The organism is Caballeronia arationis (assembly GCF_001544975.2).
Lineage (GTDB): Bacteria > Pseudomonadota > Gammaproteobacteria > Burkholderiales > Burkholderiaceae > Caballeronia > Caballeronia arationis.
Window position 1 is genome coordinate 1 of record NZ_FCOG02000090.1, and the last position, 24,134, is coordinate 24,134.

Consider the following 24,134-nt stretch of genomic DNA (forward strand, 5'->3'; position numbering starts at 1 on the left):
AACTGGGAGTTTCGCAACTGCTTATCTGCACCTATCCGCACGCTGCGCTTGGCTTCGCGCGATTCTGCAAGACCGACTACTTCGGAAGCTTTTCTTCAGCGCTCGCGATGAAGTCGCATAGTTCGCGCTCCATGGCTAAATCTTTAATTGGGTTCGTCCGGGTCGTCGAGGGGGGAAGGGCCCTCCTCCTCGGCGACTGGACACCGCCATGGGAAATCGTCCATCTGTTCGCCAGAGATGCCGGGGGCGAAACCGGAGTAGCGCTTACGGCTTGCTCCAGACCTGTTTCCAACACATGAGAAAGGTACCGCGAGCGTCCCTTGAGACCGCTCCTTCGACCGGACACGCGGTGCCGACTAGCGCGGGGCCGAAGTGGGAGACTTCCCTATCCGCGTCAGCGAGTACATCGGCAGGAACGCGACCCCAAATCGACAGGCTTGCAAGTACGCCTGTACAGCCAACCAGGAGAACGAGTGTACGTTTTAATCGGGTCGGACGGCGGCTGGCGAAGAAATCAAGTGACATTGGGAGCCTCGTCTGGTGTGGGACTTATGAGCGGTGTTATCGGCACCGGCCGCCGAAACCGTAGAGCTCCGTTCAAATATTTTTTCCCGGACCAGCTAGTCAAGAAAAGGAGAGCCTGCGATCTGACCAAGCTTCGAGTGCGTGATGTCTGCCTTGGCCAGCGCGTTGCGTTACAAGCAACGGTGATGCAGCAGAAAACACGACGGTGTGTCCAGTTCGAAATCACTGAGCCAACCCGAGACAGCGCCGAAGAATGGATCAAGGTGGCGAGACTGACGCCTCCCGACTTTTGTTTCTGAGCCGGATTCACGGTCGCCGCACCTTTCGACGCGTCAATACGTCCGCCTGGTACATCGCTGTCGAACCAAAGCGTCGCTGATCTATCGCCGCACGAAAAACCGGCGCGCGGTACAACTGCCACTCGGCTATACGAACTGGAACGAACAGCGATACCTCGGCACCGAAGGCGACGATGTGATCGAGATGGCAGAGCAAACCGATATTTGAGCCACGGTCGGCCGGTCAATAATCGGTCGCAGTTCGGGCCATGAAACGTCATTCGCTCGTCGGATTGTTTGACGTTCAGGCTTCGGTTGTGCTTTGCAAGCGGCCATTGGGCTCCGAAAGAGGAGCGTTACTTTAATGCGCTCGCTCAACCTGAAGGTACCTGCCCCACTCATAATCGACGCTGGCGGGCCGAAGCTGAGACACGCCTGCACCGGGCGTAAAGGTGAGTTCGCCAAAATAGACCCTTCCTTGCGGCGAATACAGATCGACCCGAACAAACTGGAATTCCTCCGCCAGCCTTTCTGCGATATCGAGAAGAAGCTGGGGATTCTCAGGGCGCGGATTGGGAGACTTACTACGCTCGAAGCGCCCGATACCGATCTCGAGCGGATTCCATTCGGTGTCGTAGAAATCGCCGCGCGGATGCTCTCTGAATCGATCGGAAATCACGGCAATGAACACCGTCTTGCGACCGCTTTCATCTTTGAAGATATATATCTTGAAGTCTGCGGGAACGGCGCCGTGCTCATCGAGGAGCAAGGTTTCGAAAAAAATCCGATGCTTGATAGCACGGTAGTGCCGCTCGCGTGCCACGCGATAGAAATCGGTCGTTAACCACTGAGTGGCAAGGGCCGACAATTCTTCAAAGCTGGTCATCTGCTTATCTTCAACGACCTTGACGAAGCTGCTTCCATGATTCGCCTTCATTACAAAAGCCGATGGAAGCGCTTGGAATACTTCTTTAGTGAACGACTCAGGTTCTGCAATCAGAGGTATCAGATACTGTTCGCCTATTTTGGACTTCACATAATCGCGGACGGTGAGTTTGTCCGTCAAATTAGCGTATCTGGGATCAGGATGGAGGCAGCGGTAAAGGATCTTCTCGTTGTATGTGGTGGGCTTCACCAGGTTCGGAAAGCGTCCGATCTTCTTTCGATGATGCATGCTCAAATATAGATAGTCCGGCAACAAGCCCTTTGCGACGCCAATAAGTGTTTTAGATAATGACATGCTGCCCTCCGTTATGCGCCGATACGGCGAGGGCAACCGCGCAGAGTGAGCGTGTGCACGATACGAATCCCCCTCGGACATTGCGACGCTATGTCTCGTTCTTACACTCTCCTTGGTTTTAACCGGACTGCCGGCCGTCGAGATGCCATCAGAAAGAATACTGAAAGCATCCAGAAAGCCGGTATAAGGATAGCCAAGTTAGGACGAGTGCGAACGCGGATTTGTACCTAGTAGATCCGACTTTTCAACGCTGCATTGCAGCAAACGGATGGAGCGGCTCCAGTCCAGCGAGAGGCCGTTCTGCGTGTACATGTGGCGCCGGCCCGCCAGTCTCAGTGGGAATTCGGCCCAATTGGCCCTTTAAGTGAGTCTGGACCCTACGCCTTAAGTCCGCCGAGACGGCTGCTTGCTCGTACTGACGACCCGCAAAAGCCCTTAGTAAATGCTTAGGTCGTACGGCAGCGCGGCAGGTGCCCTCAATGGCACCACCTCGCTAATGAGTCGCCTGAACCAGATTGCTCGGCGTCCCCCCGATGAAGCGCTCGATGTTGTCGATCAACTGGTCGGCCAGCGCCTGCTGCGCTTCGTCCGATGCCCATGCGACATGCGGCGTCACAATGACGTTCGGCCGCCCAGCGATAGCCATCAGCGGATTGTCCGCAGCCGGCGGCTCGCCCGAAACCACATCGAAGCCCGCGCCGCTCACGAGGCCTTCGTCCAGCGCGCGGGCAAGATCGGCTTCATCGACGAGCCCGCCGCGCGCCGTGTTGATGATCAGAGGCTTACGCTTCATCGCGCGGAATTCGGGCATCGCGAGCATGCCGCGCGTTTGCGGCGTGAGCGGGCTGTGCACGGTGATGATGTCGCTCGTCGCGAGCATCTCGTCCCACGGCGTGTAAAGCGGCCCGAACCCTTGCCTGCCCTTGTGCGCCGCGAATATCGGCCGCATGCCGAAGACCTTCGCGATCTCCGCCACGCGTTGTCCGAGCACGCCTTCCCCGATGATGCCGAGCGTCGCGCCTGCCAGATCGTGGATCGGATGATCGAAGAAGCAGAACTGGCCAGACTTCTGCCAGACGCCGTTGAGCACGTCGTCGCGATACGCGATCAGGTTTCGACGCAACGCGAGCATCAGCGCGAACGTATGCTCAGGCACTGTGTTCACTGCATAACCGCGAATGTTCGCCACCGCGATGCCATGACGCGCGCATGCGGCTTTGTCGACGCAATCCGTGCCGGTCGCCGCGACGGCCACGAGTTTCAGCCCCGGGCTTTGCGCGAGGATGTCCGCTGTGAGCGCGACCTTGTTCGTGATGACGATGGATGCACCCGCGATGCGCGCGGCCACGTCCTCCGGACGCGTCTGCGCATATTCCGCGAGTTCGTGCGCGAAGCCCGGCGTACGCAGCCTGATCTGCGGAGCGAGGGTGGCGCGGTCGAGAAACACGATCTTGTACATGGTCAGCCTTCGTTGGATTGGATCAGGCGCTTCGCCTCGGCGGCGATATGCGCAGGCGTGATGCCGAAATGTTCATAGAGCGCCTCGGCAGGGCCAGAGGCGCCGAAGCCCGGCATCCCGACGAAGCCGCCGCGCTCGCCGAGATAGCGGTCCCAGCCGAAGCGCACGGCGGCTTCCACCGCGACGCGCACCTTCCCCGCGCCGAGCACGGATGCACGGTAGGCGGCGTCTTGCTCGTCGAATACCTCGCAGCACGGCATCGAGACGACCGCCGTCGCGACGCCTTCCTCCTGCAAGCGCGCACGCGCTTCGAGTGCAAGCGCGACCTCCGATCCGGTCGCGATCAGCGTGACGCGGCGGTTGCCGCCGTAGGCTTCGGCGAGCACATACGCGCCGCGCTGCGACAGGTTTTCGGCCGCGTGCGTCGTGCGCACCGTGGGCAGCGCCTGGCGCGCGAAGACGAGCGTGCTCGGCCCGCGACGGTGTTCGAGCGCGATCATCCAGCACTCGGCGGCTTCGACGGCGTCGGCGGGACGGAACACGCGCATGTTCGGCATCGCGCGCAGCGACGCGAGGATCTCGACGGGCTGATGCGTCGGCCCGTTCCTGCCGACCCCGATCGAATCGTGACTGAACACGAATTTGACCGGCAGGCCCATCAACGCGGCCATGCGCATGGCGGGGCGCTCGTAGTCGGAAAACGCGAGATAGGTGACGGCGAGCGGGATGATGCCGCCGTGCGCGGCCATGCCGTTCGCCATCGCGCCCATCAGGTGCTCGCGCACGCCGCAATGCACGTAGGCGCCGCGCCGATCGCTCGCGGTGAATGCCTGCAGGCTGCGCTTGTGGCCGGTCGGCGCTTCGAGATCCGCGCAGCCGACCATGCGTTCCGGCAGATATCGCACGAGCAAGTCGTTGATCTCGCCCGAGATCGTGATGCCCGGCTGTGCGTCGCCCGCATCGACCGCGCGCCGCTGGTAGGCCTCAAGCACCTCGCGCAAGCCATCGGGAAGGCGGCCCGCCTGGATGCGCTCGAACTCGGCGCGCTCAGCCGCTGGCAACGCGGTCACGCGCGCCTGCCACGCGCGGTACTCGCCATCGCTGCGGCGCCCGGCGCCGCGCCATGCGTCGAGCACGTCGGCGGGCACTTCGAACGGTGCGTGCGGCCAGCCGAGTTCGCGGCGCGCAGCCTCGGCATCGGCATCGAAGAGCTTGCCGCTGTGGCCGCCGCGCTGTCCCTGCAAGCGCGCGATGCCGCGTGCGATCACGGTGCGGCACGCGATCATCGAAGGACGTGGATCCCGGCGCGCCATTACGAGCGCCGCAGATACCGCTTCGAGATCATGCCCGCTCACTTCGATCACATGCCAGCCCGCGACGCGAAAGCGCGCGCTCACGTCCTCGGAGATAGAGAGCGACGTGCTGCCGTCGTCGGTGATCTGGTTGTCGTCCCAGCAGAGGATCAGCTTGCCGAGCTGCAGATGCCCCGCGAGAGAGATCATTTCCTGGCCGATACCTTCCTGCAGGCAACCATCGCCGACGAACGCGTACGTGTAATGATCGACGATGCCGTCGCCGAATCGCGCGTTCTGATAGGCCTCCGCCACCGCCATGCCGAACGCGTTCGCGATGCCTTGCCCAAGCGGCCCCGTCGTCACTTCGATGCCGGCGGCCGGCTCGAATTCGGGATGCCCCGCGCAGACCGAGCCCATCTCGCGGAACGACTTGAGCGCGTCGATTCCAAAGTGCGCATAGCCCGTCAGATGCAGCAGCGCGTAGAGCAGCATCGAGCCGTGACCGTTCGACAGGACGAAGCGGTCGCGATCGGGCCATTGCGGATCGGCGGGATTGAACTTCAGGTGGCGCGTGAAGAGCGCCGTTGCAATCTCGGCCATGCCGAGCGGCACGCCCTGATGGCCTTCGCCGGCGCGCACGATCGCGTCAATGGCGAGAAAGCGGATCGCATCGGCAAGCGGCCGGGCCTCGGTATTTGACATGACGCATCTCTCCTGTGCCGTCCGGATGCGGGCGGCGTCTAAGGCAATCGATGGAAGAACCGGTGGAAGAAGCGAGCCCCCCGCCCGAACGGCGAGGGACCGTGAATCAATGAAGGAAGCCAGTCGAGATCCAGGGCACCGCCGCGACCACGATCAGGCCGACGATGAGCGCCAGGATGTAACCGACGATCGGCTTCATGCCTTCGTCCGGATGGATGCGGCTCACCGCGCAGGCCGAGTAGTAGCCGACGCCGAACGGCGGCGCGAACAGGCCGACGCCCATCGAAAGGATCACGACCATCGAGTAGTGAACGTCGTCGATGCCCATCTGGCGCGCGATGGGGAACATCAGCGGGCCGAACAGCACGATCGCGGGAATGCCTTCGAGCACGCTGCCGAGCACGATGAACGCGAGGATCGATGCCGCCATGAACATCGCCGCACCGCCCGGCAACCCGCCCATCGTGCGGGCGAGCTGGCCGGAGAAGCCCGACTGGGTGAGCGCCCATGCCATGCCGGTCGCCGCGCCGATGATCAGGAGGATCGCGCCCGACAGCGCCGCCGTATCGATCAGCATCGGCTTCAGGCGCGCCCATTCGAAGCGTCGGTAGATCAGGAGCCCCGCCAGCACGGCATACGCGATGCCGATGGTGGACACCTCGGTTGCCGTCGCGATGCCTTCGACCACCGCCGCGCGGATCACGAACGGCAGCGCGAGCGCCGGCACCGCGATCACCAGCTTCTTCGCGATTTCGGCGCGGTTAGCGCGGCGCACGCCAGAAAGATCGTCGCTGCGATAACGCCACCACACGACCGCGCACAGGGTCACCGCGAGCACCACGCCCGGCAGCATGCCGCCCGTGAAAAGCGCGGAGATCGACACGCCCGTCACCGAGCCGAGCGTGATCAGCACGAGGCTCGGCGGGATCGTCTCGGTCTGCGCGCCGGTGGCGGCGAGCAGCGCGACGAGGTCGCCGGGTTTCGCGCCGCGCGCCTTCATCTCGGGAAACAGCACCGGCGCGACGGCGGCCATGTCGGCGGCCTTCGAGCCGGAAATCCCCGACACGAGATACATCGCGCCGACGAGCACGTACGACAAACCGCCGCGCACGTGTCCGAGCAGGCTCGCGAGGAATGCGATCATCGCGGCGGCCATGCCGGTCATTTCGATCAACTGGCCGAGGAACACGAAGAGCGGCACCGAGAGCAGGATCAGGTGCGACATGCCTTCGTCCATGCGACCGACCACGACGACGAGCGGCGTGCTCGTCGTGAGCGCGAGATAGCCGAAGGTCGCAAGGCCGAACGAGAACGCAATCGGCACGCCCGAGAGCACGGTAAGCGCCACCAGCCCGACAAAGAAGATCAGCAGGTTGACGTTGCCGAGGTCGCGGAACACCGGCGCGAGCGCGTAGAAGCTGCCCCCCACCGCGGCGACGAGCACGAGCGCCGCGATCGTCAGCCGCCAGTTGGCGCTCCGGATGAGCCGCAGGCACGCGACGAGCAACATCAGCGCCGTGCCGACCGGGAGCGCCGCGGCCCGCCACGAGTTCGGGATTTCGAGCGCAGGCGTCGTGATGAACGCCTCGTCCTGCGCGAACTCGACAGCCGGCCCGATCACGAGCACGAGGAACGCGAGCGGTGCCGCGATCGCGATGACCTCAAGAAACGCCCGCACGCCCGGCGACGCCATGCCGACGAGCGCCGTCATCCGCATGTGCTCGCCGCGCCGCAGCGCGACCACCGCGCCGAGCATGGCGAGCCACAGGAACAGGATCGACGCGAGTTCATCGGACCAGACGAGCGGCGCGTGCAGCACGTAACGGCTCGTCACGCCCGTGAGCAGCACCACGATTTCCGCGAGCACCAAGAGCGCGGCAGGGATCTCCACAAGATGACCGAGGACGGTGTCGAGGACACCGGCTATGCGGCGCGGCGCCGCGTGCGAAGCCGTGTACGAGGTCATGGCATCACACCAGCTTGCCGACGTTCTTTTCCAGGAGCGACCAGCCCTCGTTACCGTACTTGGTTTTCCAGTCGTTGTAGAAGCTCGTCTTGCGCAGCGCGTTGCGGAAGGCTTCGCGATCGACCTCCACGATATTGATGCCCTTCGTCTTCAGGTCCGTGCGCAGCGACACGTTCAGCTTCGCGATGTCGGCGCGCTGCAGCATGCCGGCCGCTTCGAACTCGCGCGTGACGATGGCGCGCATGTCGGCGGGAAGCTTCTCCCACGCGCGACGGTTGCCGAGAATCCAGTACGCGTCCCACACGTGCGAGGTCAGGCTGATCGACTTCTGCACTTCGTAGAGCTTTGCCGTCGCGATGATCGGCAGCGGATTCTCCTGGCCTTCCACCACGCCCGTCTGTAATGCGGAATAGAGCTCGTTAAAGTTGATCGGCGAGGGGCCGGCCTCGAGCGCCTTGAAGAGCGACGTGAGCATCGGTGCCTGCGGCACGCGGATCTTGAAGCCCTTGAGGTCTTCCGGCGTTTTCACCACGCGCGTCGACGAACTGACCTGACGGAAGCCGTTGTCCCAGGCGCGCGAGACCGACACGATGCCTGCCTTCTCGATCTGGCCGCGAACGTACGTGCCGAGGTCGCCGTCCATCGCCTTCCAGACGGCGTCGTAGTCCTGGAACGCGAAGCCCGTGTTGACGATGCCGGCGGCTGGCGCGAGCGTCGCGAGAATCGACGATGCCTGGTTGAAGAACTCCACGCCGCCGCTGCGCACTTGCGACAGCAGGTCGGTGTCCGAGCCGAGCTGGTTCGCCGGGAAGAGCTTGATGTCGAGCTTGCCGCCCGTAGCCTCGCGGATCTTGTTAAGCGCTTCCTGCGCACGGATGTTGACGGGGTGGGTCGGGTCTTGGCCGGTCGCGAGCTTGTAGTTGAATTCGGCGGCGTGCGCGCGGCCCGAAAGGCCCAGCAGAGGCGCCGCGGCTGCGACCGTGGCGCCCGCTTTCAGGAACGTGCGACGGTCGATGCCCTTCAGGGCGGTCGGACGGGTTGTCATGGTGTGCTCCTCCAATACAGGGTATCGGTATGGTTATCGCGCCTTGGCAAGCGCATTTTGTGGCGCCTCGCGGGCGCTTCATTCGATGCGTTTCGGCAACCCGCTCTGCGGCGCGTTTGCCTTGGACGCTTCGCTATGCCACACGGGCGAATCGAAGCGTCCGGGTCCTGCTACAACGCTCAGCCGTGAATCAGCATGCCTCCGTTGACGTCGATGACGGCGCCGGTGATATACGATGAAATGTCCGCCGCGAGGAACAGGAATGCGCCCGCGACGTCGTCCGGCACGCCGAGGCGGCCAGCCGGAATGCCAGCCAGGATCTCACCGCGCTTGTCGTCGGGAATCTTGCCCGCGTTGATGTCGGTCTGGATCAGGCCCGGCGTCACGCAATTGACGCGGATGCCCTCGCCGCCGAGTTCGCGCGCCATTGCCTTCGCGAGACCGAGCACGCCCGCCTTTGCAGCCGAATAGTGCGGCCCGCCCAGAATGCCGCCGCCGCGCTGTGCCGATACCGACGACATGCAGCCGATCGACCCGCTTTTCTGCTTTTTCATCTGCGGCACGACGGCTTGCGACAGATACAGCACGCCGCGCAGGTTGACGTCGAGGATGCGGTCCCAGCTTTGGCTGTCGATGTCGAGGAACTTTGCCGCCTGCGTGATGCCCGCGTTGTTGATGAGCACGTCGATCGAGCCGAAGTCGGCCACGACTTTCGCCACTGCGTCGTCGCACGCCTGCCGGTCGGTCACGTTGCACGCATAGCCGCGATGCTCCGCGCCGATCGATCCCGCCGCTTCTTTCGCCTGGGCTTCGTCGAGATCGAGGATCGCGACCTTGGCGCCGTGCTTGGCGAACATGCGGGCGGTCGCCATGCCGATACCGCGGGGAGATGCTGCGCCGGAAATGACGGCGACCTTGCCTTCGAGAAGACGCGAGTCGGACATGATGGGTTTCTCCTGATGATGGTGTGTTTTGTTTGCGGCCTGATTTGAAACGCGGGCTCAGCCGAGCCAGTTCCTGATGGTGTCGACCATCACGTTCGTCGAAATGCCGTAGCGATCGTGCAGGGTCGGCAGCGCGCCCGCGTCGAGGAATGCGTCGGGCAATGCGATCTGGCGAAACGGCGGTGTGATGCCGGCCGTGAGAAGCGCGGTCGCGACACCTTCCCCGAGTCCGCCGATTCCCGTATGGTTTTCCGCGACCACGACGAGGCGCCCCGAGCGCTTGGCTTCGCGCAGGATCGTGGCGGTGTCGAGCGGCTTGATGGTCGGGACGTGCAGCACGCCCACGCCGACATTGTCCGCTTCGAAGGCCTTTGCCACTTCGAGCGCGCGCATCGTCATGATGCCCGTCGAGATGATCAGCACCTCGGCGCCGTCGCGCAGCAGCTTGGCCTTGCCGAGTTCGAACTGGTAGTCGTATTCATCTAGCACGACGGGCACGTTGCCGCGCAGGAGGCGCGCATATACCGGCCCCTTGTGGTCCGCGATCGCGGGCACCATCTGTTCGATTTCGAGCGCATCGCACGGATCGATCACGGTCATGCCCGGCATCGCGCGCATCAATGCGAGATCTTCCGCCGCCTGGTGGCTCGGGCCGTAGCCGGTCGTCAGACCGGGCAATGCGCAGACGATCTTCACATCCAGATTGTCTTCGGCGATCGCCTGATGCATGAAGTCGTAGGCGCGGCGTGTCGCGAAGACGGCATAGGTCGTGACGAACGGCTGCGCGCCTTCGTGTGCGAGACCGGCGGCCGCGCCCATCAGCAGTTGCTCGGCCATGCCCATCTGGTAGTAGCGCTCCGGAAACTCCTTCGCGAAGAGATGCAGGTCGGTGTACTTGCCAAGGTCGGCGGTCATGCCGACCACGTTCTGCCGCTCACGCGCCAGTTCGACGAGCGCATTCCCGAACGGCGCAGAGCGCGTGATCTGCCCTTCGCCCGCGATCGACGCGATCATTGCCGAGGTCTTCAGGCGCGGCTTCCTGGTCGTGGTATCGCTCATGCTTGTCTCCCTTCATCGAGCGCGGCAAGCGCGAGTTGCCATTCATGCGGATCGACGCGGATGAAGTGATTCTTCTCGCGCTCTTCGAGGAACGGCACGCCGCAGCCCATGCGCGTATCGCAGACGATCATGCGCGGCCGTGGTTCCGGGTGATTGCGCGCGTTGTCGAAGGCTGTCTGGACGGCATCGATGTCGTTGCCGTCGATGCGTTGCGTGTACCAGCCGAACGCTTCGAGCTTCTCGACGAGCGGCTCGAACGCCATGATCTGCGTCGACGGGCCATCGGCCTGCTGATTGTTGACGTCGACGATGGCGATCAGGTTGTCGAGCTTCCAGTGAGCCGCCGACATGATGCCTTCCCAGATCGCGCCTTCATCGAGTTCGCCGTCGGAGAAGAGCGTGTAGACGAATGCGTCCGAACCCTTGCGCTTGAGGCCGAGGCAACGGCCCACTGCGATTGTCAGACCATGGCCGAGCGAGCCGCCGGACATTTCCATGCCGGGCGTGTAGCTCGCCATGCCGGACATCGGCAGGCGGCTGTCGTCGCTGCCGTAGGTCTCGAGTTCTTCCGGCGGCAGGAAGCCTGCTTCGAACAGCGCCGCATAGAGCGCGATTGCATAGTGGCCGTTCGAAAGCAGGAAGCGGTCGCGTCCTTCCCACTCCGGATTCTCGGGCTGGTAGCGCATTGCGCCGAAGTAGGCCACCGCCAGCACATCGGCGATATCGAGAGCCTGGCCGATGTAGCCCTGCCCCTGCACTTCGCCCATCAGCAGTGCGTTGCGCCGGATGCGGTAGGCGTGTTCCGCGAGAGGGGCGCGTTGCCCGGCTTCGCTCGTATTCACGAGTTGTCTCCATCTTTTATCGGCAGACGTTACGGCTGTCGGCCTCGGTTCTGGATGATGTGAAGGAACTGCTTTAGAGGCCTTCGCATCCACCCTCGCCGCATCGGGAAAACCCTTGTCACATAAGGCTCGGCGAGTGATTCAAGCGTATCGGCTTGAGCCGGGGCGCTCAAACGAATTAAAGTGGCTGATCGCTGAATTGAATTCACTCGGATACTGCAATGCAAAATCGCGCGACACTCAAGTCGATACAAGCCTTCGAGGCCGCTGCCAGGCTATCGTCGTTCGCGCTTGCAGCAGAAGAGTTGTTCGTGACGCCCTCGGCAATCAGTCATCAGGTGAAGCTGCTGGAGGAGCAATTGGGCGTGCGGCTCTTTCATCGCGTGCATCGCGCGGTAGTGCTCACGGACATCGGCCGCAAGTACGCGGAGGAGATCGGCGCGGCGTTCGGGCGCATCGAGGTGGCGACGCGGGACGTCGGCCGGGTTTCGAAGAGCGACATCCTCACCGTGCATTCGACGCCGAGCTTCGCAACGCAATGGCTCATGTCGCGACTCGCCCGTTTCAGCGCGCTCAATCCGGATATCGACGTCCGGCTCAACGCGTCAACGGAGCTCTGCGACCTCACGACCGGGTCGGTCGATGTCGAGATCCGTTACGGCGCGCGCAAGATGCAGCCCGCCGGCACGATGGTGCTCGAATTGCCGCCGGAAACCATCGTGCCGCTTTGCTCGCCGGCGCTGATGCAGGGTGAGCATCCGATCCGCACGGTGGCGGACTTGCGGCACCATGCGCTGATTCACAGCGAGGGATGCCTCGTGGGATGGCGCGACTGGATGCGCCTGCATCGCAAGACGGTCGTCGACATCACGCGCGGGCCGCGCTTCGCGCGCTCGTTCATGGCGATCAGCGCCGCGGCCGATGGTATGGGAGTGTGCCTGGAGAGCCTGCTGCTCGTGCACCGTGAACTCGAAACAGGACGGCTCGTGGCGCCATTCGGCGTGGAAGGGCTCAGGGTCAACGGGTATACGATGAATCTGCTGAAGTCGCGCGCGGAGTTGCCGAAGCTTCGCAGCTTCCAGGACTGGCTCTTTGCCGAACTCGACAAGTAAGTGCGCGACTGACACGGCTAGCCACGCTTGCATGGTGCGCACGCAACGCCGTAGCGACGGTGATGCGCGGTCTTCGCAGCAGCCTGTCTGCTCTGTTCGCCATGCATCGCTATGCATTGCCGCGGGGCGGCTTCCTCGTTGCTCAGCGCCTTTTTCAGAGAGGCGCCAAAAGAACGCCCCGATACGACGTGCCACGCGGCTCCCCGGCGCGCGAAGCACCACGTGACTGACCGCGGTGTCGTAACCGACATAAATGGTGACGCGTCGCTTTCCGGCCGAACCGGTCACGACCCCGACGCGGGCTCGACCTTCATGCGCCGCCTGATCTCCGAATCGAGGATCAGCCGGCCGCGCAACTTGCCCTTCATCCGCTTCACATAGCGTGGCGCTTCCGTCATGTGGACGACCATCAGTTCGCGCACTTTCTGCGCGTCGCGTTCCCGCGCGGCCTTGACGATCGCCTTGTGGATCCTGACGTTCGCCTGGCCGAAACGTTCATGCTCGGCTTGCGGCGTGTCATTTCGAAACTCGATCAGTTGCCGGATCATTTCATTGATCAGCTCGCAGCTGAAGCGCAGGAACGGATTCGGATTCGCGGCGGCGAGTATGTCGTGGAAGTTCACGTCTTCCTGACGCTTGCGCACGATATCCGTGTCGCCATGACCCGACCCGGGGCCGTCGCAGCACGCGATGCTCGCATCGAGCGCCGCGAAGTCCCGCTCGCTGAGATGCGGCACCGCGCCCGCCGCAAGCTCGGGTTCGAGCAACTGACGCACCGTATAGATGTCGTCGATGGTGACGTCCTTGAAGAACAAATAGTTCTGCAGCAACTGGAGCGTGCGGTCGAGCGGCACCTCGACGATCGTGCCGCCGCCGCTCGGGCCGGTCGTCACCTTGATGAGGCCTTGCACCTCCAGCGACTTGAGGGCCTCGCGAATCGTGCTCTTGCTCACCGAGAACATCTGCTGCAGCTCGACTTCGCGCGGCAGCCGGTCGCCGGGCTTCAAGTCCTTTTCCGTAATCAGCCGCTTGATTTCTTCCGCCACGAGATCAGGTCGCTTTTGCTGCTTGATCTCGATCGAAGCGCCGGCCTTCGTTCGATCCATCGCCATCTCGATGCTCCTCATGGACGCCCGCGCGTGCCTGTGAACGACCTGTTGCCATGCAGCGTGACAGACGAACAGACAAGCGGCGACCGGGAATATTGCCTGATTGACAGACGAATTTATTGTACCTAGCATCAGGTTCATTCTATTTATCATGATAAATAGAGCAAGGCGAGCAGGCAAAAATAGTCGCGTCGCGAAGGTGGTTCAGCCAACGATGCTGCAGTCGGTCACAAGCGTGTTTTCTTACCAGGAGCACCAATTTGAATCGCCGAAACATGTTGAAGCTGGCCGCGCTGTCGGCCGTTCCCGGGTCTGCCCAGATGCTGCTTTCGAGAAGCGCTTTCGCGCAGGGCGCGCCAATCCAGTTCGCCTGCCCGGTGCCGACGTCAGGGCCCTTCGCGGCCAACGGCAAGTATGCCGATCTCGGCATGAAGCTCGCCATCGAACAGTATGGCAAGGTGCTCGGCGACCCGCTCGCCTATTCCGTGCTCGATACGGAAGGCAAGCCGGCCACCGCCGTGCGCCGCGTGCAGGAAATCGCGCAGCAGAAGAACGCACGTTTTTTCGCGGGTGGCATTCTTTCGTCGGAATCGCTTGCGATGGGCAAGGAAGTCGAGAAGGCCGGCGGCATCTTCATCACGACGGCCGGTGCCGACGAAATCACCGGCAAGGACTGCAACAGCGCAACCTTCCGCTGGTCCGTGCCGACCTTCGGCGCGATCGATCAGACAGTTCGACCGCTCATCCAGTCCATGCCGAAGGCGAAGCGCTGGTACACGATCACGCCGCAGTACGTGTTCGGCGAAGGCCTGCTTTCGGCCGCCAAGGCGATCTTCAAGGAGAAGGGCATCGAGCACGTGGGCAACAGCTACCACTCGCTCAACGAAAAGGAGTTCAGCGGCTATCTGACCAATGCGGTCGCGGCTAAACCGGACGTGCTGCTGATCCTCAACTTCGGCTCGCAGTCGTCGGATACGCTGCGCCAGGCGGTCAGCTTCGGCATGAAGAACAATTGCACGATCCTGCTCGCGTGGGCGTCGGGACTGGAGCAGTTCGAGGCGCTGGGCGCGGACCTGTGCGAAGGCGTGTACTTCGGCGCGCAGTACTGGCACGCGATCGATTCGCCGCTTAACAAGGATCTCGTCAAGCGCGTGAGCGCCGCCTACAAGTCGAACCCGAACTACAGCCTCGCCGGCTCGTACATCTGTACGAAGATCCTGCTCGACGGCATCCAGAAGGCCGGCAGCGCCGATCCGAAGAAAGTGATCGCGACGTTGCAGGGCATGAAGTACGACGGCCTCACCGGCACCGAGGAAATCCGCGCGGGCGACCATCAGGTGCTGAAGAACTACTATCTGCTCAAGGGCAAGGCGAAGAGCAAGATGAAAAACGCCGACGACTACGCCGATATCGTCAGCTCGGGGCAGTCCTTCCTGCCGCTCGACCAGACGCAGTGCAAGCTGGCGTGATCGCCTGCTGGCGGACGGCCGCCTCGCGTGGCCGTCCGCGTCGATCCTCTTCGGACGAAAGCTCATGAACGTTTATCTATTGCAGGTCGTGAACGGCATCGGGGTCGGGATGCTGTACTTCCTGCTCGCTGTGGGGCTGTCGATTGTCTTCGGGCTCTTGCGCTTCGTGAACTTCGCGCACGGTGCGTTCTATCTGCTCGGCGCCTACTTCTGCTACCAGGCGATGCAGTGGTCGATGAGCTTCTGGGTCGCGCTCGCCGTCGTGCCTGTCGTGACAGGCGCGCTCGCGTGGGTCGTCGAGAAGGTGATCCTGCGTCACGTCTACGCGCAACAGCACGAGTTCCATATCCTCGCGACCGTGGGTCTTGCACTCGTGCTGCAGGAATGCGCGATCCTGATCTGGGGACCGCTCGGCGACAACGTCCCCGTGCCCGACGTGCTGAACGGCGTCGTGATGTGGGGCAGCTTCATTTACCCGAAGTACCGTCTCTTCGTGATCGGCTTCACGGCGGTGCTCGCCGTGCTTCTGTGGTGGATCCTGGAAGGTACGCGGCTAGGCAGCGCCGTGCGCGCGGGCAGCGAGTCGAGCGAGATGGTGTCGCTGCTCGGCATCAACGTGACGCGCATCTTCAGTCTCGTGTTCGCGCTCGGAGCGGGCACGGCGGCGCTGGCAGGCGTGCTGGCTGCGCCGATCCGCGGTGTCGATCCGTTCATGGGTATCGAGGCGCTGGGCGTGGCATTCGTCGTCGTGGTGGTCGGCGGGATGGGTAATTTTCTCGGCGCGCTCGTCGGCGGGCTGCTGGTGGGCATCGTGCAGAGCGTCATGAGCACGCTCTGGCCCGAAGGCGCGCGCCTCATGATTTACGTCGCGATGGCGGCCGTGCTGCTGCTTCGTCCCAACGGACTGCTCGGGAGAACCGCATGAACGCAAAAACACTCGATGCGGGTGTGCCGCCGCGCTCGTTCAGGGGAACGCTGCATCGCTACCGCTTCATGCTGCTCGCGATGCTGGTCGTCTGCATTCTGCCGATGACGCTGCGCTCCGGTTCGCTCGCGACCGAAGTGCTGGTGTTCGCGCTCGCGGCCCCCGGTTGCAATCTGCTGCTCGGGCACACCGGCTTGCTCTCGTTTGGCCAGGGCATCTTCTTCGGGCTCGGCAGCTACAGCGCGGGTCTCGTGCTGACGAAGACGGGCTTGCAGGCGCCGGCCGCGCTCGTGGCGGCGGTCGTCGTCGGCGCAGCGGCCGCCGCGCTCGTCGGCTGGTTCTCGATCCGGCAGCGCGGCGCGTACTTCGTGATGCTGACGCTCGCGTTCGGCCAGATGTTCTACTTCCTCGCCTACACGACGCCCAATCTCACGGGCGGCGACAATGGTCTGCTCGACATTCCGCGCCCCGCGCTCTCGCTCTTCGGCCGCGCGCTCGTTCCGATCGCATCGCCGTGGCAGTACTACGCGTTCGTGGCCGTGCTGTTCCTGGTCGCGTTCTGGCTGATGATGCGCGTCTCGCATTCGGTTTTCGGTCGCACGCTGCTCGCGATCCGCGAAAACGAAGCGCGCGCAGCGGCGGTCGGGTATGACGTGAAGCGCTTCAAGCTGGCGGCGTTCGTGGTCTCGGGCGCGGTTACTGGTTTCGCCGGCGCGCTCCACGCGATGATGACCGGCATTGCGCCGCTCTCGAACATCGACTATCACACGAGCGAGATGATCCTCGTGATGACGGTGATCGGCGGAACGGGCAATCTCTTTTCATCGGTGCTAGGCGCGGCGTTCTATGTGCTCTTCGCCGACTGGCTCTCCACGCTGTGGCCGCGCTGGCTGCTGCTGCTCGGCCTCGTGCTGATCGCAGTCAGCCTGTTCATGCAGCGCGGTCTCTGGGGCCTTGGCGAACGAATCTGGCAGGCGGTGCGCCGAAACAGGGAGGCCGCATGAGCGAAGCAATTCTTCAGGCAAGGGGCGTGGTGAAGCGCTACGGCAAGTTCACCGCGCTCGCAGAAGTCGATTTGCGGATCAGGCCGCGCACGGTCCACTCCGTGATCGGCCCGAACGGCGCAGGCAAGACGACGCTCTTTCACGTACTGACCGGCACCGTGCCGATCACGGCGGGCAACATCGTCTTCGACGGCCACGACGTCACGCATGAGCCCGATCACCGCCGAGTGAAGCGGGGCATCGCGCGTTCGTTCCAGGTGACGAGCCTGTTCGCGAACCTCAGCGTGCGCGAGAATCTGCGGCTCGCGGCTCAAGGCGTCGATTCGAAGCGCGCGCTCAATGCGTGGACACCGCCGCGGGGCGCGCTCGAACACGCGGAAACGGTCGACGCGATCCTCGAACGCCTCGCGTTGCAGCGCTTCGCGGCGTCATCCGCTGGCGTCCTGTCGCACGGCCAGCAGCGGCGGCTGGAAGTGGGCATGGCGCTCGCCGCCAAACCGAAGGCGATCTTCCTCGACGAGCCGACGTCCGGTATGGGCATCGACGACCTCGACGACATGAAGCGCCTGATCCGCGGCCTGCGCGACGACTACACCGTGGTGCTGATCGAACACAACATGGGCATCGTGATGGACATCTCGGACACGATCACCGTGATGCAACAGGGACGCGTGCTGGTCGAAGGCCGCCCCGACGACATTCGCGGCGACGAGCGTGTGCGCAGTGCCTATCTCGGCAACATGGTCACCGGAGGCCGCGCATGATGCTCGACGTGCGGGACATTCACGCGTTCTATGGCAAGAGCCACATTCTTCAGGGCGTGTCGCTGACCGTGGGCGAGGGCGAGACCGTCACCCTGCTCGGGCGCAACGGCGCGGGCAAGTCGACGACGCTCAAGAGCATCGCGGGCGTCGTGCCTGCTGCTCGCGGCGCGATCGCGTTCAAGGGCGAGCCAACGGCGAAACTCGCGCCGCACAAGATCGCCGCGCGCGGCGTGTGCTTCGTGCCCGAGCATCGCGGCATCTTCCGGCTGCTCACTGTCGAGGAGAACCTGCGCCTCGGCGCACGCAAGGATTCGCCGTGGCAGCTCGCCGATATCTACCAGATCTTTCCGCGCCTCAAGGAGCGCCGCACGAACGGCGGCGGGCAGTTGTCGGGCGGCGAGCAGCAGATGCTCGCGATCGGGCGGGCGCTGCTGAACCATCCGCGCCTCCTGATGCTCGACGAGCCCGTCGAAGGGCTTGCGCCGGTGATCGTCGAGGAGATTGTCGCGCAACTGAAGCTCATCAAGCAGGCGGGGGTCGCGATCCTGCTCGTCGAGCAGAATCTCGAAGTGTGCACGCAGCTTGCGGACCGGCACACGATCATCGAGCAAGGAAGGATTGTCTACGAGGGCAGCAACGCTGCGTTTGTCGCCGACGACACCATCAAGGATCGCTACCTCGGCGTAGGCGTGGTCTGAGGCCGGTCCCAACATCCATCATTTGCAAGGAAACGCGATGCAGGTTCACGATTTGCCGGCGCTTGCCGGCTTGCGCGTCGACGGGGCGCGCCTCTGGAAAAGCCTGATGGACCTCGCGCAGATCGGCGCGACCGCGAAAAGCGGCGTGTGCCGTCTCGCGCTGACCGAACTCGACCGCCAGGCGCGCGATCTCTTCGTCGAATGGGCGAAGGAAACGGGCTGCACGGTGCGCGTCGATGCGATCGGCAACATCTTCGCCCGCCGCGCCGGACGCCGCGACGACCTGCCTCCCGTGACGACCGGCAGCCATATCGACACCCAGCCGACCGGTGGCAAGTTCGATGGCAACTACGGCGTGCTCGCCGGCCTCGAAGTCCTGCGCACGCTCGGGGAAGCAAACGTGCAGACGGACGCGCCGCTCGAAGTCGCGGTATGGACCAATGAGGAAGGATCGCGCTTCGTGCCGGTCATGATGGGCTCCGGCGTCTTCTCGGGCGCTTTCACACTCGAACACGCGCTCGCGCAATGCGACCGCGAAGGCGTCTCGGTGCGCGACGCGCTCGCCGCCATCGGTTACGACGGTGCGGCGCTCGCGCCGCACGCCGTCGGCGCGTACTTCGAAGCGCACATCGAACAAGGGCCGGTGCTCGAAGCAAACGACAAGACCATCGGCGTCGTGCAGGGCGCGCTCGGCCAGCGCTGGTACGACGTCACGATCCACGGCATGGAAGCGCACGCCGGCCCCACGCCGATGGAGCTGCGTCGCGATGCGCTGCTCGTCGCCGCCGACCTGATTCGCGCGGTCAACCGCATCGCGCTCGATCACGCACCGCACGGTCGCGGGACGGTTGGCTGCGCCGACGTGCATCCGAATTCGCGCAACGTGATACCGGGCCGCGTCGCACTGACAGTCGACCTGCGCGCCGCCGACGACGCCTCGCTCCTCGCGATGGACGCCGCATTGCGCGCCGTGTGCGCGAACGCGCCGCTGCCGGTCGACGTGAAAGAGGTCGTGTACTTTGCGCCGCAGCCGTTCGACGCCGCGCTGGTCGAGTCGGTGCGCGAAGGCGCCGGCGCACTCGGTCTCTCGTCGATGGACGTCGTGAGCGGCGCCGGTCACGATGCCGTGTATCTAGCCCGCGTCGCACCGGCCGCGATGATCTTCGTGCCGTGCAAGGACGGCATCAGCCACAACGAAATCGAGGACGCGCGCGCCGATCATCTCGAAGCCGGCTGCAACGTGCTGCTGCACGCGATGCTGCGCGCCGCCGGTTCGAAGGAAGCGGAGTCCGCATGAAAATCCTGATCGCACGGATGAATCACGAGACCAATACGTTCTCGCCTGTCGCGACGCCGCTTTCGGCGTTCGGCCGCAACGGGCCGGCGTATGGCGAACACGCGTATCGTGAGAACAAGGGCATGCAGACCGCGATGGCCGCGTTCATCGACGCAGCCGAGCACGAGGGCGCACAGATCGTCACACCGGTGTCCGCATCGGCGAATCCGAGCGGGCCGGTGCATGCCGCCGCCTACGACGCGATCTGCAACGCCATCGTCGAGGCCGCGCGCGGCTGCGATGCCGTGATGCTCGATCTGCACGGCGCGATGGTCGCGGAGAATTCGAGCGACGGCGAGGGCGATCTGCTCGAGCGCGTGCGGGCCGTACTGCCCGATGCGCCGATTGCCGTCTCGCTCGACCTGCACGCCAATGTCACGCAGAAGATGATCGACAACTCGGACGTGATCGTCAGCTTCAAGACCTATCCGCACGTGGACATGTACCAGTCCGGCGCGCATGCCGCGCGGCTCATGTTCGATCGCGTGCATGGCCGCGCGCAGCCGGCGATCGCGTGGGCGCAGCCGCCGCTTCTCACGCACACGCTGCGCAGCACGACCGCGGCGGGCGCAATGAAACGCGCGGTCGAAGCGGCACGCGCAGCCGAACGCGACGGCATGCTCGCCGTGTCGGTGCTGTCGGGCTTTTCGCTCGCGGATATCGAGGCGCCGTGCATCAGCGTGGTGGTCGTCGGCGACGGCGATCGCGAGGCGGCTGAACGGGTCGCCGAGCGCATCGCGCGGGAGATCTGGGACGCGCGCGACGAATTTTTCTACCGCAGCGCGCCGCTGGCCGAGTCGGTGGCGGAAGGTGCAGTGCTCGGCCGCGATGGCGGCAAGCCGGTGCTGTTGCTCGATCACGGCGACAACTGCATGTCGGGCGGAACCTGCGACACGATGGATGTGTTCGAGGAAGCTCTGAAGCAGGGGCTCGACGGCATCGTGACCGGGCCGCTGTGCGATCCGGAAGCGGTCGCGACGCTCACGGCAGCAGGCGTCGGCGCGACGGTCACGCTCGAAGTCGGCAACAAGCTCGCCGGCAACACAGCAAAGCCGCGGGCGCCGTTCACGTTGACCGGCATCGTTAGCGCGGTGACCGATGGCGAATATGTGATCAGCGGCCCCACCTACACGGGACAGCGCGCATATATGGGCCGCGCGGCGGTGCTCGATACCGGCTCGGCGCGCGTCCTCGTGACCGAGCGCACGCACGAGCCATGGGATCTGGGCGTGTTCGAGAGTGTCGGCATCGATCCGCGCGGCGCCCGTTTTCTCATCCTCAAGTCGCGGATGTATTGCCGGCCGGTGTTCGTGCCAATCGCGCAGGGTCTCGTCGAATGCGACAGCCGCGGTGTCACGAGTTCCGATTTCGGGCTGTTCGAGTTCACCAATCTGCAACGGCCCGTATATCCGCTCGATGCGGACGCTTCCTGGTAGGGGACCGGGCTTTCAACCTCCGCTCCCGTTCCGCGCGAGCGGAATACGGGAGCCAGCCGTTCCGATGACGATCGTCGACAATCTGACACCGCTCTCGAGTGTCAGATTCGGAGCGAGGAGCTGCCGATTGGCTGCATTACAGTGCGCAACGCGGCGTGGGCACTATCAAGCGGCTGGCTCACGTTGCGCGCGCGGTTCATCGCCGGCGCCATCCAGGGATGAGCGTATGCAACGACGGTTGCGCCTGCTTCGTATCGCTAATTTCGTGCAAAGTATTTTTTTATTGCTTCCGTGAAGTTCATTCGTCCGTGTTTCGATCTCTCCAGCAGCCCCACGTGTCGCCGGATGTCCACGCCATCCAGTGAGTAAAGTTGCAGGGCCTCATCCTTGTCCCATGCAACGTTAGCTAATTTGGGAACAATAGATATTCCGAAGCCTTGACGAACCAAGGCAATAATGGCTTCGATTGAATTAAGCTCCATGGCCTCGTTGACCTTCGCATCGCAGCGCTTGAGCACCTCCTCCACCAGGTAACCGGTCCACGTGCTGCGCTCAAAGCGCATGAACGGCGCCTCGTTGAGTATCTGAATTTGCTCGCTTGGAAGTTCGAAGTGCGGAGAAGTAGGGACAATCAGTACCATCGGCTCAGAATACAAGGGGGTCCAACTGAGGCTTGCGGGAAGCGGCCTTGGCGATTGTGTTACGACTGCGGCGTCCAATTCCCCGTCTTCGACCTTACGGGCGAAGTCGCTGGACATTCCTGCCAACAGGTGTACGTCCAATCCAGGATAACGGCGTCGAATCGACCACAGAGCGTCTGCAAATGCGCCCATCAGGGCAGACACCAGTGCGCCTATGACCACGGTACCGGACATCTCACCTCCGCTGACCGAGGCCTCGAGAAGTTCGTACTGACTTAGGACTTCCTCAACGCGCGGCACTAAGGAACGACCAATGGGATTCAGTACCGCCGCGCGCGCGCTGCGATCGAACAACTGAACGCCTAGTTCGTCTTCGAGCGTTCGAATCTGGAGGCCGATGGCTGCCGGTGTAAGGCCCACGAGTTCTCCGGCCGAGGAGAAGGTGCCGCATCGAGCTACCGTGAGAAATATCTTTAGCGTGCGAATGGACGGCATGCCGGTCCTGCCTGGAATAAGGGAAAGAGAAAGAAACTCTTTCTCTAAGAACAAGTATTACTCGGTTTTTCTTTACTCTAACGACGATCATAATCGCTTCACGACAAGACGAAAACCCCCGCAACAACAGGAGACAAGGCCATGTCAGCGCTCGACCCTGCAAGGGGAGACCCAATTGGCTTCGAGATTCGCGATTTCGCCCTGTCCTTTTCGGGAGAGGCCACGAAGCGTCCCCGCTGGACTCGGGCGCGAACCGATAGTCGGCATTTCACGTCGCCAGTGTCGTCGCATATGCACCTGGTTGAACGGCCGTGAGCGGGTGGTTTGCATCTGCGTCGGCATCGATTTTTTCGGCGTTCGCGCTGAACTGGAGTTCAGCGGAGATGCTTGTCGCAGGCTCCATCGTTGCGGTCGGATATTTCGTATATGGACTGACGGGATTCGGGTCGTCGATCGTTGCGATTCCGGTGCTGACTCAAGTCGTCGCACTGCGAACGGCAACGCCGGTCATGTTGATTCTGGATCTGGCAGCAGGGCTGCTAGTGGGTGCACGAGGCTTTGGTCGTGTATCGAAGGCCGAGTTACGCCGTCTCATTCCCTGGTTGGCAATTGGCATTCTGTTTGGAGTCGGCGTGCTCGTATCCGTGCCGGAAGAGCCGCTCAAAGTGCTCCTGGGTGTGTCGCTCCTTCTCTATTCATCATGGCGACTGTTGTCGCGTCAGGAGTTCAGCACGATACGGACGTTTTGGTCCGCGCCCCTCGGGCTAGCAGGCGGATGTCTCACGGCCATATTCGGCACAGGTGGGCCGCTTTACACAATTTATCTTGCCGGACGATTGAGCGATGCAGATCAACGTCGCGCAACCATCAGCGCACTGATCACTATTACGGCGCTCTTCAGACTCGTCCTTTTCAGTGCATCGGGTCTCTACAGGAACACCGAGGTTCTGTCACTCACGATTTTTCTCTTCCCTTGCGGAGCCGTTGGGCTACTTGCCGGGACGCGGCTTCGTGGACGAATTCCGCCCGCTGGATTGCTCAAGACGCTCTGGGCGGTTCTTCTCCTATCAGGCATCAGCTTGTTGGCGAGGACTGTTTTCGATGCGCTTGCCTGAACGGTCCGATCAGCGTGTCGAGCGGACCTATTCCGCGTATCGAACTGTAAGACGAAACGATCCAAAGGACACTCGGGTTTTCTCGATAGTTTTAACTACCTTTTAAGGAGCGGAAATGATTCACGCCGTCTTGCACGAAGCAAAGGATACGGTAGGCGTCGCGGTGGTCGAAGGAATCAAAGCGGGCACAGAGCTCAATGCCTGGATCATGGACGAAGACGAAGTCGTCACCTTCGTAGCCAAACAGGACATTCCCATCGGCCACAAGGTCGCGCTGAAGGACATGGCAGTCGGCGATACGGTATTCAAGTACGGCGTCGACATCGGCAAGGTCGTCGCGCCCATCACGGCGGGCGAGCATGCCCACGTGCACAACATCAAGACAAAGCGCTGGTAATGCCTGGACGCTCCCAGCGTTCTGCTTGTTCCATCCCACATCCATAGAGTCATCATGAGCGTCATTCAATCGAATACCACTTTCCGCGGCTATCGTCGCGACAACGGGCGCGTCGGCGTGCGCAACCATGTGATCATCCTGCCCGTCGACGACCTGTCGAATGCGGCCGCACTGGCGGTCGAAAGCAACATCAAGGGCACAATGGCGCTGCCGCATCCGTACGGCCGCCTGCAGTTCGGCGCCGACCTCGACCTGCACTTCCGCACGCTGATCGGCGC

Annotated in this window: 22 protein-coding genes and 1 pseudogene; 13 read left to right on the forward strand and 10 right to left on the reverse strand. The window is 63.1% G+C overall.

The window, feature by feature from the left end; genetic code table 11:
• Together AWB81_RS47180 and AWB81_RS47185 are read left to right on the forward strand one after the other, a co-directional pair.
• A partial coding sequence (locus tag AWB81_RS47180) for a hypothetical protein (protein ID WP_235025985.1) occupies positions 1-299 on the forward strand: 299 nt, incomplete at its 5' end.
• Between the two features lie 330 nt (positions 300-629).
• A pseudogene (locus tag AWB81_RS47185) lies at positions 630-1,032 on the forward strand (site-specific integrase); the annotation flags it as partial.
• A 132-nt stretch (positions 1,033-1,164) separates the two neighbouring features.
• On the opposite strand, the gene AWB81_RS30890 reads toward AWB81_RS47185, so the two are convergent.
• The 8 genes from AWB81_RS30890 to AWB81_RS30925 all read right to left on the reverse strand — a co-directional run bounded on the left by AWB81_RS30890 (position 1,165) and on the right by AWB81_RS30925 (position 11,355).
• Positions 1,165-2,043 carry an ATP-grasp fold amidoligase family protein gene (locus AWB81_RS30890; RefSeq protein ID WP_062640734.1) on the reverse strand — a complete coding sequence of 293 codons (879 nt, stop codon included), beginning with the start codon at positions 2,041-2,043 and terminating at the stop codon, positions 1,165-1,167.
• A 493-nt stretch (positions 2,044-2,536) separates the two neighbouring features.
• Complete coding sequence (locus tag AWB81_RS30895) at positions 2,537-3,502, reverse strand: D-2-hydroxyacid dehydrogenase (RefSeq protein ID WP_062640736.1); 966 nt, start codon at positions 3,500-3,502, stop codon at positions 2,537-2,539.
• Between the two features lie 2 nt (positions 3,503-3,504).
• On the reverse strand, positions 3,505-5,526 hold the full coding sequence (gene tkt, locus AWB81_RS30900; protein WP_268811776.1) for a transketolase: 2,022 nt from the start codon (positions 5,524-5,526) through the stop codon (positions 3,505-3,507).
• A gap of 79 nt (positions 5,527-5,605) precedes the next feature.
• Positions 5,606-7,465: a TRAP transporter large permease gene (locus tag AWB81_RS30905; protein ID WP_062640739.1), complete on the reverse strand. Its 1,860-nt coding sequence runs from the start codon at positions 7,463-7,465 to the stop codon at positions 5,606-5,608.
• 4 nt (positions 7,466-7,469) lie between these two features.
• Positions 7,470-8,510: a TRAP transporter substrate-binding protein gene (locus AWB81_RS30910; protein ID WP_062640741.1), complete on the reverse strand. Its 1,041-nt coding sequence runs from the start codon at positions 8,508-8,510 to the stop codon at positions 7,470-7,472.
• Between the two features lie 179 nt (positions 8,511-8,689).
• On the reverse strand, positions 8,690-9,454 hold the full coding sequence (locus AWB81_RS30915) for an SDR family NAD(P)-dependent oxidoreductase (protein WP_062640744.1): 765 nt from the start codon (positions 9,452-9,454) through the stop codon (positions 8,690-8,692).
• Positions 9,455-9,511: 57 nt separating this feature from the next.
• Positions 9,512-10,513: a transketolase family protein gene (locus AWB81_RS30920; protein WP_062640746.1), complete on the reverse strand. Its 1,002-nt coding sequence runs from the start codon at positions 10,511-10,513 to the stop codon at positions 9,512-9,514.
• Positions 10,510-11,355 carry a transketolase gene (locus AWB81_RS30925; RefSeq protein WP_062640748.1) on the reverse strand — a complete coding sequence of 282 codons (846 nt, stop codon included), beginning with the start codon at positions 11,353-11,355 and terminating at the stop codon, positions 10,510-10,512. The genes AWB81_RS30920 and AWB81_RS30925 overlap by 4 nt, the downstream gene beginning before the upstream one ends.
• Before the next feature lie 221 nt (positions 11,356-11,576).
• Here AWB81_RS30925 and gcvA point away from each other — a divergent pair, with 221 nt between their 5' ends.
• The gene (gcvA, locus tag AWB81_RS30930; protein ID WP_062640750.1) at positions 11,577-12,467 is read left to right on the forward strand and encodes a transcriptional regulator GcvA; all 891 of its coding nucleotides are present in this window, start codon (positions 11,577-11,579) and stop codon (positions 12,465-12,467) included.
• Between the two features lie 284 nt (positions 12,468-12,751).
• Here gcvA and AWB81_RS30935 read toward each other — a convergent pair whose 3' ends face one another.
• Positions 12,752-13,579, reverse strand: coding sequence for a FadR/GntR family transcriptional regulator (locus tag AWB81_RS30935; protein WP_062640752.1), 828 nt, complete (start codon positions 13,577-13,579; stop codon positions 12,752-12,754).
• A gap of 257 nt (positions 13,580-13,836) precedes the next feature.
• Between AWB81_RS30935 and AWB81_RS30940 the strand changes: the two genes are divergently transcribed.
• The 7 genes from AWB81_RS30940 to AWB81_RS30970 all read left to right on the forward strand — a co-directional run bounded on the left by AWB81_RS30940 (position 13,837) and on the right by AWB81_RS30970 (position 21,208).
• Positions 13,837-15,045 carry an ABC transporter substrate-binding protein gene (locus AWB81_RS30940; RefSeq protein ID WP_062640754.1) on the forward strand — a complete coding sequence of 403 codons (1,209 nt, stop codon included), beginning with the start codon at positions 13,837-13,839 and terminating at the stop codon, positions 15,043-15,045.
• Between the two features lie 64 nt (positions 15,046-15,109).
• Positions 15,110-15,970, forward strand: coding sequence for a branched-chain amino acid ABC transporter permease (locus AWB81_RS30945; RefSeq protein WP_062640756.1), 861 nt, complete (start codon positions 15,110-15,112; stop codon positions 15,968-15,970).
• Positions 15,967-16,974, forward strand: a complete 1,008-nt coding sequence (locus AWB81_RS30950; RefSeq protein ID WP_062640758.1) for a branched-chain amino acid ABC transporter permease — start codon at positions 15,967-15,969, stop codon at positions 16,972-16,974. Before AWB81_RS30945 ends, AWB81_RS30950 begins: the two co-directional genes overlap by 4 nt.
• Entirely contained in the window at positions 16,971-17,738 is a 768-nt protein-coding gene (locus AWB81_RS30955) for an ABC transporter ATP-binding protein (RefSeq protein ID WP_062640760.1), read from the forward strand. Before AWB81_RS30950 ends, AWB81_RS30955 begins: the two co-directional genes overlap by 4 nt.
• On the forward strand, positions 17,735-18,436 hold the full coding sequence (locus tag AWB81_RS30960) for an ABC transporter ATP-binding protein (RefSeq protein ID WP_062640762.1): 702 nt from the start codon (positions 17,735-17,737) through the stop codon (positions 18,434-18,436). Before AWB81_RS30955 ends, AWB81_RS30960 begins: the two co-directional genes overlap by 4 nt.
• 37 nt (positions 18,437-18,473) lie before the next feature.
• Positions 18,474-19,733, forward strand: coding sequence for a Zn-dependent hydrolase (locus tag AWB81_RS30965; protein ID WP_062640763.1), 1,260 nt, complete (start codon positions 18,474-18,476; stop codon positions 19,731-19,733).
• Positions 19,730-21,208 (forward strand): M81 family metallopeptidase, encoded by a 1,479-nt coding sequence (locus AWB81_RS30970; RefSeq protein WP_062640765.1) that lies wholly within the window; start codon positions 19,730-19,732, stop codon positions 21,206-21,208. Before AWB81_RS30965 ends, AWB81_RS30970 begins: the two co-directional genes overlap by 4 nt.
• 257 nt (positions 21,209-21,465) lie before the next feature.
• Here AWB81_RS30970 and AWB81_RS30980 read toward each other — a convergent pair whose 3' ends face one another.
• On the reverse strand, positions 21,466-22,398 hold the full coding sequence (locus AWB81_RS30980; RefSeq protein WP_235025986.1) for a LysR family transcriptional regulator: 933 nt from the start codon (positions 22,396-22,398) through the stop codon (positions 21,466-21,468).
• Between the two features lie 257 nt (positions 22,399-22,655).
• On the opposite strand from AWB81_RS30980, the gene AWB81_RS30985 reads away from it, so the two are divergent.
• The 3 genes from AWB81_RS30985 to AWB81_RS30995 all read left to right on the forward strand — a co-directional run.
• Positions 22,656-23,459: a sulfite exporter TauE/SafE family protein gene (locus AWB81_RS30985; protein WP_143753534.1), complete on the forward strand. Its 804-nt coding sequence runs from the start codon at positions 22,656-22,658 to the stop codon at positions 23,457-23,459.
• Between the two features lie 115 nt (positions 23,460-23,574).
• Positions 23,575-23,856 carry a UxaA family hydrolase gene (locus tag AWB81_RS30990; protein ID WP_062640770.1) on the forward strand — a complete coding sequence of 94 codons (282 nt, stop codon included), beginning with the start codon at positions 23,575-23,577 and terminating at the stop codon, positions 23,854-23,856.
• A 54-nt stretch (positions 23,857-23,910) separates the two neighbouring features.
• A partial coding sequence (locus AWB81_RS30995; protein WP_200822581.1) for a UxaA family hydrolase occupies positions 23,911-24,134 on the forward strand: 224 nt, incomplete at its 3' end.